General features: G+C 68.1%; 17 protein-coding genes. 9 read left to right on the top strand and 8 right to left on the bottom strand.

Going from position 1 to position 15,839, the window contains the following annotated elements; genetic code table 11:
• Positions 1–172 precede the first annotated feature (172 nt).
• Positions 173–1,663 carry an aminotransferase class V-fold PLP-dependent enzyme gene (locus tag HYG95_RS15660; RefSeq protein ID WP_220139478.1) on the top strand — a complete coding sequence of 497 codons (1,491 nt, stop codon included), beginning with the start codon at positions 173–175 and terminating at the stop codon, positions 1,661–1,663.
• Positions 1,664–1,704: 41 nt separating this feature from the next.
• On the opposite strand, the gene HYG95_RS15655 is transcribed toward HYG95_RS15660, so the two are convergent.
• Complete coding sequence (locus tag HYG95_RS15655) at positions 1,705–2,253, bottom strand: hypothetical protein (protein WP_181698663.1); 549 nt, start codon at positions 2,251–2,253, stop codon at positions 1,705–1,707.
• A gap of 164 nt (positions 2,254–2,417) precedes the next feature.
• Here HYG95_RS15655 and HYG95_RS15650 point away from each other — a divergent pair, with 164 nt between their 5' ends.
• A complete protein-coding gene (locus tag HYG95_RS15650; protein WP_181698662.1) occupies positions 2,418–2,717 on the top strand; it encodes a DUF1905 domain-containing protein in 300 nt (99 codons plus the stop codon).
• A gap of 9 nt (positions 2,718–2,726) precedes the next feature.
• Here HYG95_RS15650 and HYG95_RS15645 read toward each other — a convergent pair whose 3' ends face one another.
• Positions 2,727–3,296, bottom strand: coding sequence for a TetR/AcrR family transcriptional regulator (locus tag HYG95_RS15645; protein ID WP_220139477.1), 570 nt, complete (start codon positions 3,294–3,296; stop codon positions 2,727–2,729).
• Between the two features lie 94 nt (positions 3,297–3,390).
• On the opposite strand from HYG95_RS15645, the gene HYG95_RS15640 reads away from it, so the two are divergent.
• Positions 3,391–4,113, top strand: coding sequence for an alpha/beta fold hydrolase (locus tag HYG95_RS15640; protein WP_181698661.1), 723 nt, complete (start codon positions 3,391–3,393; stop codon positions 4,111–4,113).
• Positions 4,114–4,207: 94 nt separating this feature from the next.
• Positions 4,208–4,636 (top strand): helix-turn-helix domain-containing protein, encoded by a 429-nt coding sequence (locus HYG95_RS15635; RefSeq protein WP_255495391.1) that lies wholly within the window; start codon positions 4,208–4,210, stop codon positions 4,634–4,636.
• 39 nt (positions 4,637–4,675) lie between these two features.
• On the opposite strand, the gene HYG95_RS15630 is transcribed toward HYG95_RS15635, so the two are convergent.
• The 3 genes from HYG95_RS15630 to HYG95_RS15620 form a co-directional block, all read right to left on the bottom strand.
• Positions 4,676–5,371: a type 1 glutamine amidotransferase domain-containing protein gene (locus HYG95_RS15630; RefSeq protein WP_181698660.1), complete on the bottom strand. Its 696-nt coding sequence runs from the start codon at positions 5,369–5,371 to the stop codon at positions 4,676–4,678.
• Positions 5,372–5,497: 126 nt separating this feature from the next.
• Positions 5,498–6,583, bottom strand: coding sequence for a sorbosone dehydrogenase family protein (locus HYG95_RS15625; protein ID WP_220139476.1), 1,086 nt, complete (start codon positions 6,581–6,583; stop codon positions 5,498–5,500).
• 135 nt (positions 6,584–6,718) lie between these two features.
• Positions 6,719–7,780, bottom strand: a complete 1,062-nt coding sequence (locus HYG95_RS15620; RefSeq protein WP_181698658.1) for a hypothetical protein — start codon at positions 7,778–7,780, stop codon at positions 6,719–6,721.
• Positions 7,781–7,909: 129 nt separating this feature from the next.
• On the opposite strand from HYG95_RS15620, the gene HYG95_RS15615 reads away from it, so the two are divergent.
• Positions 7,910–9,196, top strand: coding sequence for an acetyl-CoA carboxylase biotin carboxylase subunit family protein (locus tag HYG95_RS15615; protein ID WP_181698657.1), 1,287 nt, complete (start codon positions 7,910–7,912; stop codon positions 9,194–9,196).
• Positions 9,197–11,236 carry a CocE/NonD family hydrolase gene (locus HYG95_RS15610; protein WP_181698656.1) on the top strand — a complete coding sequence of 680 codons (2,040 nt, stop codon included), beginning with the start codon at positions 9,197–9,199 and terminating at the stop codon, positions 11,234–11,236. It abuts the gene before it with no gap.
• 5 nt (positions 11,237–11,241) lie between these two features.
• Here the strand turns inward: HYG95_RS15610 and HYG95_RS15605 are convergent, their stop codons facing one another.
• Both HYG95_RS15605 and HYG95_RS15600 read right to left on the bottom strand, forming a co-directional pair.
• Complete coding sequence (locus HYG95_RS15605; RefSeq protein WP_181698655.1) at positions 11,242–11,703, bottom strand: VOC family protein; 462 nt, start codon at positions 11,701–11,703, stop codon at positions 11,242–11,244.
• Entirely contained in the window at positions 11,700–12,809 is a 1,110-nt protein-coding gene (locus tag HYG95_RS15600) for a glutamate--cysteine ligase (RefSeq protein ID WP_181698654.1), read from the bottom strand. The genes HYG95_RS15605 and HYG95_RS15600 overlap by 4 nt, the downstream gene beginning before the upstream one ends.
• A gap of 111 nt (positions 12,810–12,920) precedes the next feature.
• Here HYG95_RS15600 and HYG95_RS15595 point away from each other — a divergent pair, with 111 nt between their 5' ends.
• A complete protein-coding gene (locus HYG95_RS15595) occupies positions 12,921–13,382 on the top strand; it encodes a MarR family winged helix-turn-helix transcriptional regulator (protein ID WP_181698653.1) in 462 nt (153 codons plus the stop codon).
• Positions 13,379–13,747 (top strand): DUF5313 family protein, encoded by a 369-nt coding sequence (locus HYG95_RS15590; RefSeq protein WP_067639812.1) that lies wholly within the window; start codon positions 13,379–13,381, stop codon positions 13,745–13,747. The genes HYG95_RS15595 and HYG95_RS15590 overlap by 4 nt, the downstream gene beginning before the upstream one ends.
• A 35-nt stretch (positions 13,748–13,782) precedes the next feature.
• Here the strand turns inward: HYG95_RS15590 and HYG95_RS15585 are convergent, their stop codons facing one another.
• Positions 13,783–14,103, bottom strand: a complete 321-nt coding sequence (locus tag HYG95_RS15585; protein WP_181698652.1) for a hypothetical protein — start codon at positions 14,101–14,103, stop codon at positions 13,783–13,785.
• A 246-nt stretch (positions 14,104–14,349) separates the two neighbouring features.
• On the opposite strand from HYG95_RS15585, the gene HYG95_RS15580 reads away from it, so the two are divergent.
• Entirely contained in the window at positions 14,350–15,828 is a 1,479-nt protein-coding gene (locus HYG95_RS15580) for a sugar porter family MFS transporter (RefSeq protein WP_181698651.1), read from the top strand.
• The last annotated feature ends 11 nt before the right edge of the window (positions 15,829–15,839 follow it).

Below are 15,839 nucleotides of genomic sequence, written 5' to 3'. Positions count from 1 at the left end.
AGGAGTGTAGCAATCCTGTTGCCCGACAACCACTTTCGTGTCTCAACTCACCCGTTGAACGAGACCGGATCCCTGCGTTTCCGGACGAGAACCCGTTTCAGCGCCGCGTCACCTGCGCCGACACGCCTCGCCGCGCGGCGGATCGGCGCGGCGGGCCTCTACCCTCTGATCGGTGGCGACCACCCCGCGCGTTGCTCCAGCACACCAGCATGTCCTCGCACCCGTTCCCCCGCATATGACGGCTGCCCAATTCCGGGCCCACGGCCGGGCCGTGGTGGACTGGGTGGCCGACTACTGGGAGCGGGTGGAGTCGCTGCCGGTGCGGTCGAACGTCGTTCCCGGTGAGGTCCGCGCGCAACTGCCTGCCGAGCCGCCCGAGATCGGCGAACCGTTCGAGGCACTGCTCGCCGACATGGATCGGATCGTCGTGCCGGGCTCGACACAGTGGCAGCATCCCGGCTTCCTCGCCTACTACCCGAGCGGCGCGTCGGGCCCGTCGGCGCTGGCCGAGCTGCTGATCTCCGGTCTCGGTATGCAAGGCATGCTCTGGCAGACCGCACCGGCGTGTACCGAGCTGGAACAGCTCGTTCTCGACTGGCTGGCCGACCTGATCGGGCTACCCGAGCGTTTCACCTTCGCGGGCGGCGGTGGCGGTGTGGTGCAGGACGGTGCGAGCACCGCGATGCTGGTCGCCCTGCTGGCCGCCCTGCAGCGGGCGTCGCGCGGAGCGGTCGCCCGCGCGGGTGTCGAGCGTGGCCGCTACGTCGTCTACACCTCGACCGAAGCGAACTGCGGTTTCGAAAAGGCCACGCGGATAACGGGTCTCGGCTCCAGTGCCATCCGCTTCGTCGACACCCGCGCGGATCTGTCGATGGACCCGATGGCGCTGCGTACGGCGATGGCACACGACGCCGCGGCCGGCCGGATACCCGTCCTGGTGATGGCGACGGTCGGCACCACTTCCACGGGCGCCGTCGACCCGGTTCCCCGCATCGGCCCGGTCTGTCGCGAATTCGGCGCCTGGTTGCATGTGGACGCGGCGTACGCGGGCGTGGCCGCGATGTGCCCGGAGCTGCGCTGGATCAACGACGGCGTGGCGGAATTCGCCGATTCCTACGCGACCAATCCGCACAAATGGTTGCTCACCGCCTTGGAATTCGACGCCTGCTACCTCGCCGACCACTCGGCGCTGACGGACGTGCTGTCGGTACTGCCGGAGTACCTGCGCAACAGCGCGACCGAATCCGGCGCGGTGGTGGACTACCGGGATTGGCAACTGCCGGTGGGCCGCCGGTTCCGGGCACTGAAGTTGTGGGCGGTGATCCGCTGGTACGGCGCGTCCGGTTTGCGCGAGCATATTCGCTACAGCGTGTCCGCGGCGCAGCGGTTCGCGGCGTGGGTCGAGGCCGACGACCGGTTCGACGTGCTGGCGCCGCATCCGCTGTCGGTGATCTGTTTCCGCCTGCGCGCCGCCGACGACGTCAACCGGGCCCTGCTGGACGCTGTCAACGCGACGGGCCAGGTCCTGTTGTCGCACACCATGGTTCGCGGGCAGTTCGCTCTCCGCGTGGCGATCGGGGGCTGCGCGACCCGCCTCGAACACGTGGCAACAGCATGGCACCTGGTGAGCGAGTGGGCCGACATCGTCGCCGGACCCAACTGACCGACGAGCGCCGCCGGAGGATTCCCGGCGACGCTCGTGTCTCAGCTCACGGTGAACGTGCCGGTCAGCGCCGCCTCGGTGACCCCGGGACAGGTTTGTTCGGTGGTCACCGTGTTGTCGTCGGTCGCGGAGTGCCCGGCGAGCGTGCCGGAGTCGATGGTGATCGGGAAGGTGGCCGGGCCACCGCCCTTGGACTTGGCCTGGTTGCCCGCGGCTTTGCTGCTGGTGGTGCTCGTGCTGCCGTCGGACCAGGTGATGGTGCCCGTGCCCTCGTGGACGGTCACCTTCCCCTCGCAGGAGGCCACCTCGGTGCCCTGCTCCTCCATGCTCACCGGGTACGGCCCACCCTCGTCGACGGCGGACCCGGCGCAGTCGGTGAACTCGGTGGTAGCCGACCATTCGACGCGGGTCTGCTTTTCCCCGAGCCCGTCGCCCGCCCAGGTGACGGTGCCGTTCTGGGTGCAGGTGATGATCGGCTCCGCCTGGTTCGCACCGGGTGGCGCGGCGATGCCCGGTGCGGCGAACGGGACGAGCCCGATCGACGCGGTGGCGAGAACAACGGCTCCGGTCAGACGATATCGGGTGAACATTCGTCTCCTCTGTCGTTCCTGCTGGGCTGATGAACGCCCGAGACAGTACTTCGCCGCCGCCCGGCTCCCACACCACGACCCTCCCCGGGGTCCACACCGAGTCGAACCCGCAACAACACCGTTGCCGACCGGAACCTGTCGGCGCCCGGCGCTATCCTGCGCGCATGCAGCCGTGGGAGTACGAATTCGCCGCCGAGGTCTGGCAGGCACCGGGCGCAACCTGGCATTTCGTCGCGGTCCCCGAGCCGGTCGCGGACGATATCGCCGACCGGCATCCCCGCACCGGCCCCGGTTTCGGCGCCGTCCCGGTTACGGTGTCGGTCGGCGCGACCACCTGGTCGACATCGGTGTTCCCGGACAAGAAGCGCGGCACGTACATCCTGCCCATGAAGAAGCCGGTCCTGCGGGCCGAAGAGCTGGCCGAGGGCGATACAGCACACGTGCGGCTGCGCACCGGCCGGTAAGCAGGCCGATCACGCTGTACGCGAGCGTGTTCCGTGCATGATGACACCCACCACCGTGCGCACATACGACTCGCTGAACCCTTCACCGCGCAGCACGAGATGCGTCCACAACGAACCCGCGAGCAGGTCGACGACGAGCGCCGGATCCAGTTCGGCCGGGATTTCACCCCGTGCGACGGCGCGGTCGAAAATCACCTGCTCGCGTTCGAGGCGATCACCGAAGAAGCGATGACCGACCGAGGCGAGCTCGGGACGTGAGGCCGATGCGGACAGGACCGCTGTGACGATGGGCGAGGTGTCCTCGGCGGTCAGCAGCCGGCCGATCTCGAGCCCGAGCGCGGTGAGGTCGCCCTCGAAGCTGCCGGTGTCGGGAATCGAAATGCGAAGGGGCGCGGCCACAGTCAGCGCCGCGGCGAGCAGCGCGTCCTTCGACGGCCACCAGCGGTAGAGCGTTGTCTTGTTGACGCCGGACTGCCGGGCGACCGCCTCCATCGTCAGGTCGTCATAGCCGTCTCGGGCCAGCAACTCCAGAGCACAGTGGTAGATGGTTTCGGCTTTTCGGGGGCCCGAGGTCGTCACCCACCCAACAATACAACGCAACGTTGCGTTGCCCCTACAGTCGAGGTACGTTTGCAACGCAACGTTGCGTTGCAATATTTGAGGAGGGGTAGCTATGCCGGATCGTCTACCGGTGGTTTTCGTCCATGGAATCCGGATGAGCGGGGCGGCCTGGACGTCGGTCGCCGACCGGGTCGGCCGGGTGCGGCCTGTCACCACCGTCGACCTGCCCGGCCACGGGCACAGGCGCGGCGAACGGTTCACCGTCGCCGGATCTGCCGACACCGTCTGCGAGGCAATAGATTCCGTCGGCGGACGTGCCCTGGTTGTCGGACATTCGCTGGGTGGATACGTCGGCATCGCCACTGCGGAAATGGCTCCGGCGAAGGTGGCGGGGCTCGTGGTCGCGGGTTCGACGTGCGTGCCCACGCGAACTCTGATGACACCGTTCACCGTGATGCATCGAGTGCTTTCGCGGCAGCCCGACGGTGGCCACCGGGCGAGCTCACGCGTGTTCGACCGCGTTCTTCCACCGGCCGTCGCCCGCGCCGTCGAAGCCGCGGGTATAGCGACCGAGGCCATCCCCGATGTCGTCGACGAACTCAGCGACTTCGGCGTGCTCGCCGCCCTCGGCTCCTATACGGGGCCGATATCGCTGGTCAACGGCCGCCACGATCACTTCCGCGTGCAGGAGCGCCGATTCCTGCGGCAGTGCCGCGACGGCCGCCTGACCGTAGTCGGCGGTGCAGGACACTATCTGCCCCTGATCCATCCGGACCGGTTCACCGAACTCGTACTCGAGGCTGCGACAGCAGCCGAGACCACCTCCTATCGGTAAGCCCGGCTTACCGCTGCGGCGAGAAGATCGTCGTTGTTCCGGGCTGTTCGCGGCGTCAAGCTGGTGCGATACAGCCCGAGGTTAGGAAAATTGGATGCTTCGACACGACGATTTCGATCGGACCGGCGGGGGCACGATGCTGGTCGTCGACCGGTGTGCACCGGATCTGCGCCACGCGGCGTGCGAGGTGCGCGACGTGCTGAACCGGATCGGCGACAAGTGGTCGGTACTGGTGATCACCGAGCTGATCGGCGGGGCGCGGCGCTTTCTGCAACTGCACCGCAGCGTGCCCGGCATCTCCCAGCGCATGCTCACCGTGACCCTGCGCCGTCTCGAACGCGACGGCCTGGTGGCCCGCCGGATCTATCCGACGGTGCCGGTGCAGGTGGAGTACACCCTGACACCGGTCGGACGCAGCTTGCTCACGGTCCTCGATGTAGTCGCCGAATGGTCGGTGCGGCACCGCGCCGAGGTGATGTCGTCGCGGGCCCGCTGGGACGTCACCGTCGCCGCCGCGGACTGAAACGCGGCCGTGGACGAGTCGTCCACGGCCGCACCGGGTTCAGGCGAGAGCTTTGAGGACCGCGGCGGCCAGCGGGGCCGAGGAGGCGGGGTTCTGACCGGTGAAGAGGTTGCGATCGGTGACGACGTGCGGCGCCCACGGTTCGCCCGAGGTGTAGTCGGCACCGAGCGCGACGAGGCGGTCCTCGAGCAACCATTTCGCCTTGTCGGCGAGGCCGGCCTGGGACTCCTCGGCATTGCTGAAGCCGGTGAGGCGGTACCCGGCGAACGGCGAGACGCCCGCGTCACCGGTGGTGGCCAGCAGCGCGGCGGGTGCGTGGCAGACGACCGCCAGCGGCTTGCCCGAGGCAAGGGCGGCGTTGAGGAGTGCGCCCGAATCCTTGTTCACCGCAAGGTCTTCCATCGGGCCGTGGCCGCCCGGATAGTAGACGGCATCGAATTCGGCCAGGTCGACATCTTCCAGTCGCACCGGGTCGCGCAGTTCCTTCGCGCCCTCGATTACCTCCCTGACGCGTTGCGCACCGGCGGCGCCGCCGTTGACCTCCGCTTCGAGGCTGCCCGTGTCGACGGGCGGCACGACACCACCCGGGGTGGCGACCACGATCTGGTGGCCGGCCTCCGTGAAGGCCTCGTAGGGCGCCACGAATTCCTCGGCCCAGTAGCCGGTGGGGTGCTCGGTGCCGTCGGCCAGGGTCCAGTGATCCGCGCCGGTCATCACGAACAGAAATTTAGCCATCGAAGCTCCTTCGGGCTGGGTGGGGAGACCGCCTGTCGAACAGTTCCGCCACCCGAAGGTAGGCCGGGCCGCATCCGTTGACCAATAGGCTTGCCGATATCGGACATCGAAATATCGATGGGTCGCTCAGCGGGCCGGGAAGCGCAGGATCCGATCGTCACCGTCACGGAGGTCGCCGCGGCCGTCGGTGTTGGAGGTGGTGAGCCAAAGGGCGCCGTCGGGGGCGACAGCGACTGTGCGCAGGCGGCCGTAGGCGTCACGCAGGTAGTCCCGGGGCGCGGTCAGGGCCGCACCGGAAAGAGTTGCCGTCCAGAGCCTTTCGCCGCGCAGAGCGGCAACGTAGAGGATGTCGCCCGCGATGGCCATGCCCGACGGTGAGGCCTCGTCGGTCGACCAGGTGAGCAGCGGATCGGTGAAGCCCCGGTCGGCGCCGCCTCCGCCTTCGACGTCTGGCCACCCGTAATTGCGGCCGGGCTCGATGCGGTTGATCTCGTCGAGGCGGTTCTGCCCGAACTCCGCCGCGTACAGCGTGCCGGTCCGGTCCCAGGCCAACCCCTGCACATTGCGGTGCCCCATGCTCAGCACCGGTGAACCGGGCGTCGGGTTTCCCGGCGCGGGCGCACCCTCGGCTGTCAGCCGCAGAATCTTGCCGTTCGGACTGCCGGGATCCTGCGACAGCGACGACTGCCCGGCGTCCCCGGTGCCGACATACAGCATTCCGTCGGGCCCGAACGCGATGCGCCCGCCATTGTGGTTGCCCGCCTTGGCGATTCCGCTGAACACCACCTCCACCTGCCCACCGGGCCGGAATCGGACGATGCGATTGTCGTCGGCCGCGGTGAAGTAGGCGTACACGTAGTCGTCGCGCACAGCGAGACCGAGCAGGCCGCCTTCCCCGCGCGCCACCACCCCCGGCACCTCGGAGAACAGCTCAGGAGTGCGACCCGGTACCACCCGCAGAATCCGCCCGGAGTCCCGTTCGGCCACCAGCGCGGCCCCGTCGGAGAGGAAGGCCAGTCCCCACGGCACCTCGATCCCCTGCGCGACCACTTCGGGCACTCCGAGATCGGGTACGCCCTCGGACCGGCTCGGCGCGCTCGAGGAGGCGATCGGTGAAGTCGGCGCACTCGCCTGCTCGTTCGCACACGCCGCGACGACTACCACCGCCGCAACGGCAACGATCAGCCGTCGTGCCACTGCCCTGACGCCCATCGACCAGCGCTCCGTCCCGGTGGGCGCCCCTTCACCACCACCGGTATCGAGGATATCCGGTGCCCCCACCGATGAAGCCCGGTCAGCCGCCCAGGACGCCCCGTCATCCGAAACGGCCCCGATCATGCTGGGTCCCTATGGCTCCTGGGCTCGACGCTGGTCTTCGGCGACCCGGCGACGCTCTTGCTCGCGGTAGCCATAGGTGGCTTTGCGTACGGTCACATCGTCTTCGAGGCCGGAGCCGACCGCGCCTGCCACCGTGCCGAGAACCGTCGCCATCAGGGCGATCGTCAGGTAGTCGGAGGGGCCACACGGACGGCCGAGAGTGCTGGTCAGGTAGTCCGGCGGGATGACGACGGCCACCGCCACCAGGGTGATCGAGTACAGCGCGAGGAAGAACACGATCGTGCCGACGGCGACAGTGCTCACAGTTCCCGCGTTGCGCAACGCCAGATACCGATCGTCCCGGCCGTGCATCCGTCGCTCCCACAGCCCGTGCCCGGCAATGATCCACGCCGACAAGGCAACCAGCGCCGACACCGTGATTCCCGTCAAGCGCAGCGGCCCCATCGCCGTTGCCAGCAACCAGATCGAGGAGTACAGCACCCCGAACGCCGTTCCGGCCATCGCACCGGCCAGCGCCGAGGACAACCCGACGACCAGCTGCCACGGCCGGTTCGCGCGCACCATCCCTGCCAGCAGGAACAGCGAGCCGAACCGCACGGCCCGCACCAACCGCAATTCGCCGCCCCGCTCCACCACGCGCAGCCCACGCGCGTTCGGTCGGGTAAGCGCGCCTGAGCGTCGCGAGCGCAGAACTTCGACGATCCGCACCGCGAGCTCACGCAACCGCTGCCGCAGCCGCATCCCACCGAGGGCGGGCAGCGAGATGAGGGCGACCTGATGGGCCGGGTCGATATCGGCGACCACCACCGCCCGCCCGTCACGCAACGGCAGGTCGGTAACACACAACGCCAGGTCCCAGGTGGTTTCCCGGACGTATTCGCGGGCCTTGTCGATCAGGTGGACGCTGTCGGGATACATCGCCTCGAACGGATCGTCGTTGACGAGCACCCGCCACTCGACCTGTTCGCCGACGACCCGGGCGAGTTCCGCCGGGAGGTCGTCGCGCAGCGAGCGGGCGAGCCGTGTGGGCAGGTCGGGGTCGGCGAGTACACCGATCGTCACTTCCGTCATCCACCGACCACCTGTCCTCGCCGTGCACATCTCACTGCTCGCGCGTTCCCTGAACCGCCGCCGGGAAACGACCGGTGATCGCCGGGTCACACCCTGTTTCGGACCGCCCGTTCCGGTTAGACGCCACCAATGACGAAGAATGTTTTCGTACCTGGTCTGACCGAATTGCAGCGAGCCGACATCAGCACGGTCGAGATTCCCGGCGGTCTGCGACTGCACGGACTGCTCGACTACGACTCGCTGGTCAAGGCCGAGGAGTTCGATTTCGACGAGTTGCTCGACCGGGCCCGCACCGAACTGGATGCCTTCGACGGCTCGGTGGACGCCATCATCGCCCACTGGGATTTCCCTACGAGCGTGATCGTGCCCATCCTCGCCGCGGAACGTGGCCTGCCCGCGCCCAGCCTCGAGAGTGTGCTGCGCTCGGAGCACAAACTGTGGAGCCGGGTGTTGCAACGCGAGTCCGTGCCCGAATGCGTGCCGAATTTCTGCGCGTTCGACCCCTTCGACCCGAACGCCCTCGACAGCATCGATCTCGATTTCCCGTTCTGGGTCAAGCCCGTGAAGGCCCACTCCTCCCAACTGGGTTTCGAGGTGCACGACCCCGAGGAATTCGCGGCGGCGACCGAGACCATCCGCGCCGAGATCGGCCGCATCGCCGACCCGTTCGACCAGGCCCTCGCCCGGGTGACGGTGCCGGAGGACGTGCGCGTGGCCGGGGGCCGCACCTGCCTGGCCGAGCAGATCGTCACCGGCACCCAGGCAGCGCCCGAGGGGTCGATGGCAGGCGGTGAGTACCGGGTGCACGGCGTGTTCGACATGCGCAAGGATGCCACCGGGCACAGCTTCGCCCACCTGGACTACCCGGCGCGCACCGTGCCGGAGTCGGTGCGCGACACCATGATCGAGGTCACCGAACGCTATCTGCGCCACGTCGGTTACGACAACGGCTGCTTCAACTCCGAGTTCATGTGGGACGCCGACACCGGGAAGTTGTGGTTGATCGAGGTGAACACCCGCATCTCGCAGTCGCACAGCGACCTGTTCGTCAAGGTCGACGGCACCTCCAACCACGCCGTCGCCATCGACGTCGCGCTCGGGCGCACCCCCGAAATGCCCCACCGCAAGGGGCGTTTCGCGGTCGCCGCACAGTGCATGGTGCCGCGCTACGAGGACGGTGTCGTCACCCGCGTGCCCGACGAGTCACAGATCGAGGCGCTGCGCCGCAGGTTCCCCGACACGGTGGTGACCATCGACGTGGCTGCGGGCGAGCGGCTCTCGGAGCTGCCCAACCAGGACCCCTACCGCTACAAACTGGCCACCCTTTATCTCGGCGCCGCCGACCACGACGAGTTGGAGCAGCGCTACCAGGACTGTCTCGAGGCACTGCCGTTCGAATTCGAGGAGGTCGATTGAGTGCACACGGTCGAGTCGTTCCCGTACGAGGTACGGGTCACCGAGAACGTTTTCATCCCGATGCGCGACGGCGCCCGGCTGGCGGCGCGCATCTGGCGACCGGTCACCGAGGAACCGCTGCCCGCGGTGTTCGAGTACATCCCCTACCGCAAGCGGGACCTGACCCGCGGCCGTGACGCACTGAACCACCCCTACCTCGCCGGCCACGGGTATGTGTCGGTGCGGGTGGATCTGCGCGGCAGCGGCGACTCCGACGGCGTGCTCTACGACGAGTACCTGCCCGCCGAGCACGACGACGCCTGCGACGTCATCGCGTGGCTGGCCGAACAACCTTGGTGCGACGGCAACGTCGGCATGATGGGCATCTCCTGGGGCGGTTTCAACAGCCTCCAGGTCGCCGCGCACCGGCCGCCCGCGCTCAAAGCCGTCGTCAGCGCGTCGGCGACAGAGGATCTCTACGTCGACAACATGCACTACATGGGCGGGTGCCTGCTGTCGGACAACCTGTCCGAGGCGACGGTGATGTTCGCTTTCAACAGCCTCCCGCCGGACCCGGCGATCGTCGGTGACCGGTGGCGCGAGATGTGGCACGAACGTCTCTCGGGCAGCGGGTTGTGGATCGAGCAGTGGCTGGAACACCAACGCCGCGACGACTATTGGAAGCGCGCCTCGGTGAACGAGGACTACAGCGCTGTGCAGTGTCCGGTGCTCGCCGTCGGCGGCTGGGCCGACGGGTACACCAATGCGATCTTCCGCCTGCTCGAGCACCTCGATGTACCGCGCCTGGGGTTGATCGGCCCGTGGGGGCACAAGTATCCGCATCTGGGCGTACCCGGTCCGGCCATCGGGTTCCTGCAGGAGATGGTGCGGTGGTGGGATCACTGGCTCAAGGGCCGCGACACCGCCATCATGGACGAACCGATGCTGCGAGTGTGGTTGCAGGACAGCGTGTCCCCGCACCCGTCCTACGAGGACCGCCCCGGCCGCTGGGTGGGCGAGCCGAGCTGGCCGTCGTCGAATATCGAACCGCGCCGGTTCGTTCTCGGCCGCTACGCCCTCGGCGAGGAGCCGGCACCGACGCGTCACCTGCGCCTGCAGTCGCCGCTGAGTGTCGGCATGTTCGCGGGCAAGTGGGCGTCCTACGCCGCGACTCCGGACCTGCCGTCGGACCAGCGCGACGAGGACGGCGGCTCCCTGGTATTCGAGACCGAGGCCCTCGACGAGTCGTGCGAGATCCTCGGTCTGCCGACCCTGGATCTGGAGGTCTCGGCGGACCGCCCGAACGCGATGCTGGCCGCCCGGCTTTCGGACGTGGCACCCAACGGCGAGGCGACCCGGGTCACCTACGGCCTGCTCAACCTCACCCACCGCGACGGCAGCGCCGAACCACGTCCGCTCGAACCGGGGCGCACCTATCGGGTTCACCTGCCGCTCAACGGGATCGCGCATTCCTTTCCGCCCGGGCACCGGATCCGGCTTTCGGTGTCGTCGTCGTACTGGCCGCTGGCCTGGCCATCGCCGGAACCGGTGATGCTCACGATCAATACCGGAACGAGCACACTGACCCTGCCGCAACGCGCGCCGCGCGCCGAGGACGCGACCCTTCGCCCGTTCGGGGAACCGGAGGCCGCGCCGGCCGCGCCCGCGACGCATGTCGAACCGGGACAACATCATTGGAAGGTCGAGCGCGACCTGGCCAGCGGGGTGTCGACCCTGGAGATCGAGAACGACCAGGGCACGATCGTGCTCGACGACATCGGGACCTCGGTGCGCCGCGCGACTACGGAATGGTTCAGCTTCCAGGACAACGACGTCACCTCCGTGCGCGGACAGACCCGCACGGTGCGCCGCCTGGAACGCGACGAGTGGCGAACCGAGGTGGTCACCGACACTGTCTTGCGCTGCACCGCTGACGAATTCGTCATCGATGCCCAGCTCGACGCCTACGAACTGGAGGACTCCCCCGCCGATCCGCGCTCGCTGCGCAACCGAGTGTACTCACAGAACTGGCACCGCCGGATACCCCGCGATCTGGTCTGAGCAGGTCAGTCCAGGCAGAACTCGTTGCCCTCGGGATCGGCCAGCACGATGAATCCGGCGCTCATGGGTGGTTCCGGCTCGAAACGCCGCAGGCGGGTGGCACCGAGGGCGACCAGGCGCTCGCATTCGGCTTCCAGGGCGGTCATGCGCTGCTCGCCCTGGAGGCCGGGCGCGGCCCGCACGTCGAGGTGGACGCGGTTCTTGGCGACCTTGTCCTCGGGTACCCGCTGGAAGAACACGCGCGGGCCTGCTCCGTCGGGGTCCTCGATCGCCGAGCGCGAATTGTGTTCCTCGGCAGGCACTCCGATGCGGGTGAGGAACTCGTCCCACGCGGCGAGCGGGTCGGCGCCCGCCGGGAGCTCGACGCCGGGTGGGCCGGGGTGCACATAACCGAGCACTTCGCGCCAGAAGATCGACAGCGCTCGTGGGTCGTGCGCGTCGAAGGTGATCTGCACGTGGCGGCTCATGGGCATCCCTCCAAGGTGGCTTTCGCCGACTCCGTGACCACATCGGCGATTTCGTGTCGTGAGCGTAGAGCACGCATCTGACGAAAAGCGCCGTTGCCGCGCTCGGTCAGGGCGGCGACCGCCCCCGTCACGAACTCGAGGTCGCCCGCCTCGCGCAACGCGGGGCCGATCCGGTCGATGAGCTCGGCGAGCAGTTCGCGATGCGGCAGCACCCGGCCCTCGATCGGGTCGAGCCCGTCACCGAAGAAGCCGGAGTGCGCGGCGTTCCAATACGCCGCGCGCAGCACCTCGCTCGGGACCGCCGTGGCGGGTTCGTCGCGGGCGATGGTGGCGAGCCCGGTGCTGACGATCCCCCGAATCAGCGCGGCGAGTAGCGCCGATTCCTCCGCGGTGGCGGGCACGTCACTCACCCGGATCTCGACTGTGGGAAAGGATTCCGAAGGGCGGATGTCCCAATACACCATCTTGTTGTCGAGGATGCTTCCGCTGGCGAGCATCATGGCCACGATCGCCTCGTACTCGTCCAGCGAGGAGAAATACGGTGGCGGGCCGGCGCTCGGCCAGCGCCGCCACAGAATGCTGCGCCAGCTCGCGTACCCGGTCTCGCGACCACGGTAGATCGCCGAATTCGCGGTGAGCGAGAGCAGCACCGGCAACCACGGACGCACGTGGTTGCTCACCTGCACCGCCGTCGCCCGGTCGGGTACCCCGACGTGCACATGGCACCCGCACAGCCCCTGCTCCTGGGCGATCATGCCGAAGGTGCGGGCGATGCGCTGATAGCGCGGTGTATCGGTGACCGGGTACCCCTCGGGAACCGTCGGCGGCACGGCGACGGCGAGCAGGGAGGCGTCGTGCTGTGCGGCGCATTCGGCGACCCGCCGACGGGAGGTGCGCAGTTCGGTGAGCAGCTCACCGATGTCGGTGTGCACGCCGGTGCTGGTCTCCACCTGACAGCTGGTCAGCTCGAGCTGCAGATCGATGCCCGCCTTCTCGGCGGTGGCGGCGACCTCGGTGTTCTTCGGTGCGGGCGCACCGCTGACGGGGTCGGTGAGCAGGAACTCCTCTTCGACTCCGACGGTCGGTACCTGTGCGGGCCTACCCACGGCGATCCTCCTCCACCGGCGTGAACGAGCGTGCTGGGACGGTACCCGCAGGTGAGTGAGCCAAACAACAGACACTTTGTGCACTAACTATTCATGGGCTAACCTGGCTGCGTGACCGAGATCGACGACCCGCTGCGGCTGGATCGGCAGGTTTGTTTCGCCCTCGCCGTGGCCAACCGCTCGGTCCTTGCCGTCTACCGACCGCTGCTCGAGCCGATGGGTCTGACCCATCCGCAGTACCTGGTGATGCTGGCACTGTGGGGCGAGACGCCGATGTCGGTCAAAGCCGTCGCCGATGCCGTCCAGCTCGATTCGGCCACGCTGTCACCGCTGCTCAAACGGCTCGAGTCCGCCGGGCTCATCACCCGACGCCGCGACCCGAACAACGAACGAACCCTCCTGATCGACCTCACCGCGGCCGGGCGCGCACTGCGCAGCGAGGCCGAACGCATCCCGCCCGCGGTGGTGGAACGACTCGGCGTGAGCCTGGCCGAACTGGAAGAACTGCGTGATGTGCTCGGCCGGGTGAACACGGCCGCACGCCGCGCCGAGGAATCGAGGCAGAACCGATGACCACCCCGAACCTCTGGCAGCGCCTGCGCTACATCGGCGGCGCCACCCTGCCGCCGTCGATGTCGGACTGGGTGCTGGCCGACCTCACCGGCCCCGGCGCGACGCGGCGCTATCTGCTGCGCATCCTGGTCCCGGTGCTGCCGCTGCTGTGCCTGTTCCTGTTGACGCCGGGGCCGCTGTGGATCGGGTTGTCGATGATGGCGCTGCTGTATCTGCCGCTGATCTACTTCACCGTCGCGCTGGTGTACGTCTACCGCAGGCACCGGCTGGTCAGCCACGGGTTCGATCCCGAACTCGCCTTCGCAGCGCAACGTCGTCGCGCCGATGCCGACCGGGCCGCCTACGAGCAGCGCCATCGTCCCTGAATCACACTGCGGCCCCCGCGTTGTGCCGCATCCGGCTACTTCGGGACCAGCGCACCCGTGAGATCGGCCTCCTTGATGGGCGTGTCCGGGTTGGCCTGGGCACTGCACATCAGGTCGATCGCGCCGATCGACAGGTCGATGGTGTTCTGATCGATCTGGGCGTCCTCGCCGCGTTCCTGCTCGAGGAACTTGGTGACGGTGGTGCGCTTCTTGTCCGTGTCCTGCGCGGTGAATTCACTGCACGGGGTGTCCCCACCCTTGTTGACCGCCTTCTCCGCCTCGGCACATCCTGCCGCGAGCGTGCCGAGCGCGGCCACGGCGAGCGCCGTGGCGCAGGCCTTCCTCCGTAGCGTCATCGTTCGCCTTTCCTTCGCAAGGGCCCGGCAATCCGGGCCTCGTTGCCCGCTTTACCCGAATTCTGCCGGTCGAATACGACGACGGCTCGCCCGGGCGCGGCGCGCGTGACGGCCGGTGCGCCTGCGGGAGTGCAACAATCGGCAGAGAGTTCCGCCTGTACACAGTTCCATTCGGATGGCCTGCCGTGACCTGCGTTCACGGTTGACCCGCGAGGCACACGTCTCGCCGCGGAGAGGATCGGACCGATGCATGAGGGTGGCGCGACAACCAACCGGCCGGACCTACCGGACGGCGACTCCGCCAGTAATGGGCAGGTCGTCCGCATCGCGTCGGTAGCGGCGCTCGGCGGTTTGCTGTTCGGCTACGACAGCGCCGTGATCAACGGCGCCGTCGCCGCGATTCAGGACGAATTCGATGTCGCCGACGCCGCGCTCGGCTTCGCCGTCGCCTCGGCACTGCTCGGCGCCGCGGCCGGTGCCATGACGGCGGGGCGCATCGCCGACCGCATCGGCCGCATCAAGGTCATGAAGATCGCCGCCCTGCTGTTCCTGATCAGCGCGATCGGCACGGCCTTCGCCCCCGACCTGTGGGTGCTGGTGCTCGGCCGCGTCATCGGCGGGCTCGGTGTCGGCGTGGCCTCGGTGATCGCGCCCGCCTATATCGCCGAGACCTCCCCCGCCAACATCCGCGGCCGGCTCGGGTCGCTGCAACAGCTCGCCATCGTCCTCGGCATCTTCTTGTCGCTGCTGGTCGACTACGTCCTGGCCCATCTGGCCGGCGGCGCAGGCGAGCAGCTGTGGTTCGGGCTCGAAGCCTGGCGGTGGATGTTCCTGTCGATGGCGGTTCCGGCCGTGGTCTACGGCCTGCTCGCCTCGACGATCCCCGAATCGCCGCGCTTCCTCGTGGCGACCCATCGGATTCCCGAAGCACGCAGTGTGCTGTCGACGCTGTTCGGCCAGCGCAACCTCGAGGTCACCATCGGCCGTATCGAGCACAGCCTCGAGGGTGAAACCAAACCGTCGTGGCGCGATCTGAAGAATCCCGCGGGCAAGATCTACCCGATCGTCTGGATCGGCCTGATGCTCTCGGTGTTCCAGCAGGCGGTCGGCATCAACGTGATCTTCTACTACTCGAACGTGCTGTGGGAAGCAGTGGGTTTCGAGGAGTCCAGCTCGTTCCAGATCAGTGTGTTCACCTCGGTGGTCAATATCGCCACCACCATCGTGGCGATCATGCTGGTCGACAAGGTCGGGCGCAGACCGCTGCTGCTCACCGGTTCCATCGGCATGACCATCACCCTGGCCACCATGGCGGTGTGCTTCGGGACCGCGCCGCAGGTGCCCAATGCCGAGGGGGTGCTCGAACCGCACCTGACCGGTGTGCCCGGTGTCCTCGCGCTCGTCGCGGCCAATCTGTTCGTGGTGTTCTTCGGGATGAGCTGGGGGCCGGTGGTCTGGGTGCTGCTGGGCGAGATGTTCCCCAATCGCATTCGCGGGGCGGCGCTCTCGCTCGCCGCCGCCGGTCAGTGGGCGGCCAACTGGGCGATCACGGTCAGCTTCCCCAGCCTGAAGACGTTCTCGCTGGGTTTCGCCTACGGCATGTACGCGGTGTTCGCGCTGCTGTCGCTGCTGTTCGTCGCCAGGTTCGTGCCCGAGACCAAGGGCAAATCGCTCGAGGACATGGACGAGGCCACCGGCTACCAGCATCCGACCGCGACCGCCTGATCCGCACCTTC

It is taken from the genome of Nocardia sp. GTS18 (assembly GCF_013839555.1).
Classification (GTDB): domain Bacteria; phylum Actinomycetota; class Actinomycetes; order Mycobacteriales; family Mycobacteriaceae; genus Nocardia; species Nocardia rosealba.
The sequence above is the reverse complement of the archived record's forward strand: the minus strand, read 5'-3'. Positions and strand labels throughout refer to the sequence as shown.

Coding starts and splice junctions, on each gene's coding strand:
- HYG95_RS15655 (WP_181698663.1), bottom strand. CDS start 2,253: ATGTTCACCCGATATCGTCTGACCGGAGCCGTTGTTCTCGCCACCGCG.
- HYG95_RS15650 (WP_181698662.1), top strand. CDS start 2,418: ATGCAGCCGTGGGAGTACGAATTCGCCGCCGAGGTCTGGCAGGCACCG.
- HYG95_RS15640 (WP_181698661.1), top strand. CDS start 3,391: ATGCCGGATCGTCTACCGGTGGTTTTCGTCCATGGAATCCGGATGAGC.
- HYG95_RS15635 (WP_255495391.1), top strand. CDS start 4,208: ATGCTTCGACACGACGATTTCGATCGGACCGGCGGGGGCACGATGCTG.
- HYG95_RS15630 (WP_181698660.1), bottom strand. CDS start 5,371: ATGGCTAAATTTCTGTTCGTGATGACCGGCGCGGATCACTGGACCCTG.
- HYG95_RS15625 (WP_220139476.1), bottom strand. CDS start 6,583: ATGGGCGTCAGGGCAGTGGCACGACGGCTGATCGTTGCCGTTGCGGCG.
- HYG95_RS15620 (WP_181698658.1), bottom strand. CDS start 7,780: ATGACGGAAGTGACGATCGGTGTACTCGCCGACCCCGACCTGCCCACA.
- HYG95_RS15615 (WP_181698657.1), top strand. CDS start 7,910: ATGACGAAGAATGTTTTCGTACCTGGTCTGACCGAATTGCAGCGAGCC.
- HYG95_RS15605 (WP_181698655.1), bottom strand. CDS start 11,703: ATGAGCCGCCACGTGCAGATCACCTTCGACGCGCACGACCCACGAGCG.
- HYG95_RS15590 (WP_067639812.1), top strand. CDS start 13,379: ATGACCACCCCGAACCTCTGGCAGCGCCTGCGCTACATCGGCGGCGCC.
- HYG95_RS15585 (WP_181698652.1), bottom strand. CDS start 14,103: ATGACGCTACGGAGGAAGGCCTGCGCCACGGCGCTCGCCGTGGCCGCG.
- HYG95_RS15580 (WP_181698651.1), top strand. CDS start 14,350: ATGCATGAGGGTGGCGCGACAACCAACCGGCCGGACCTACCGGACGGC.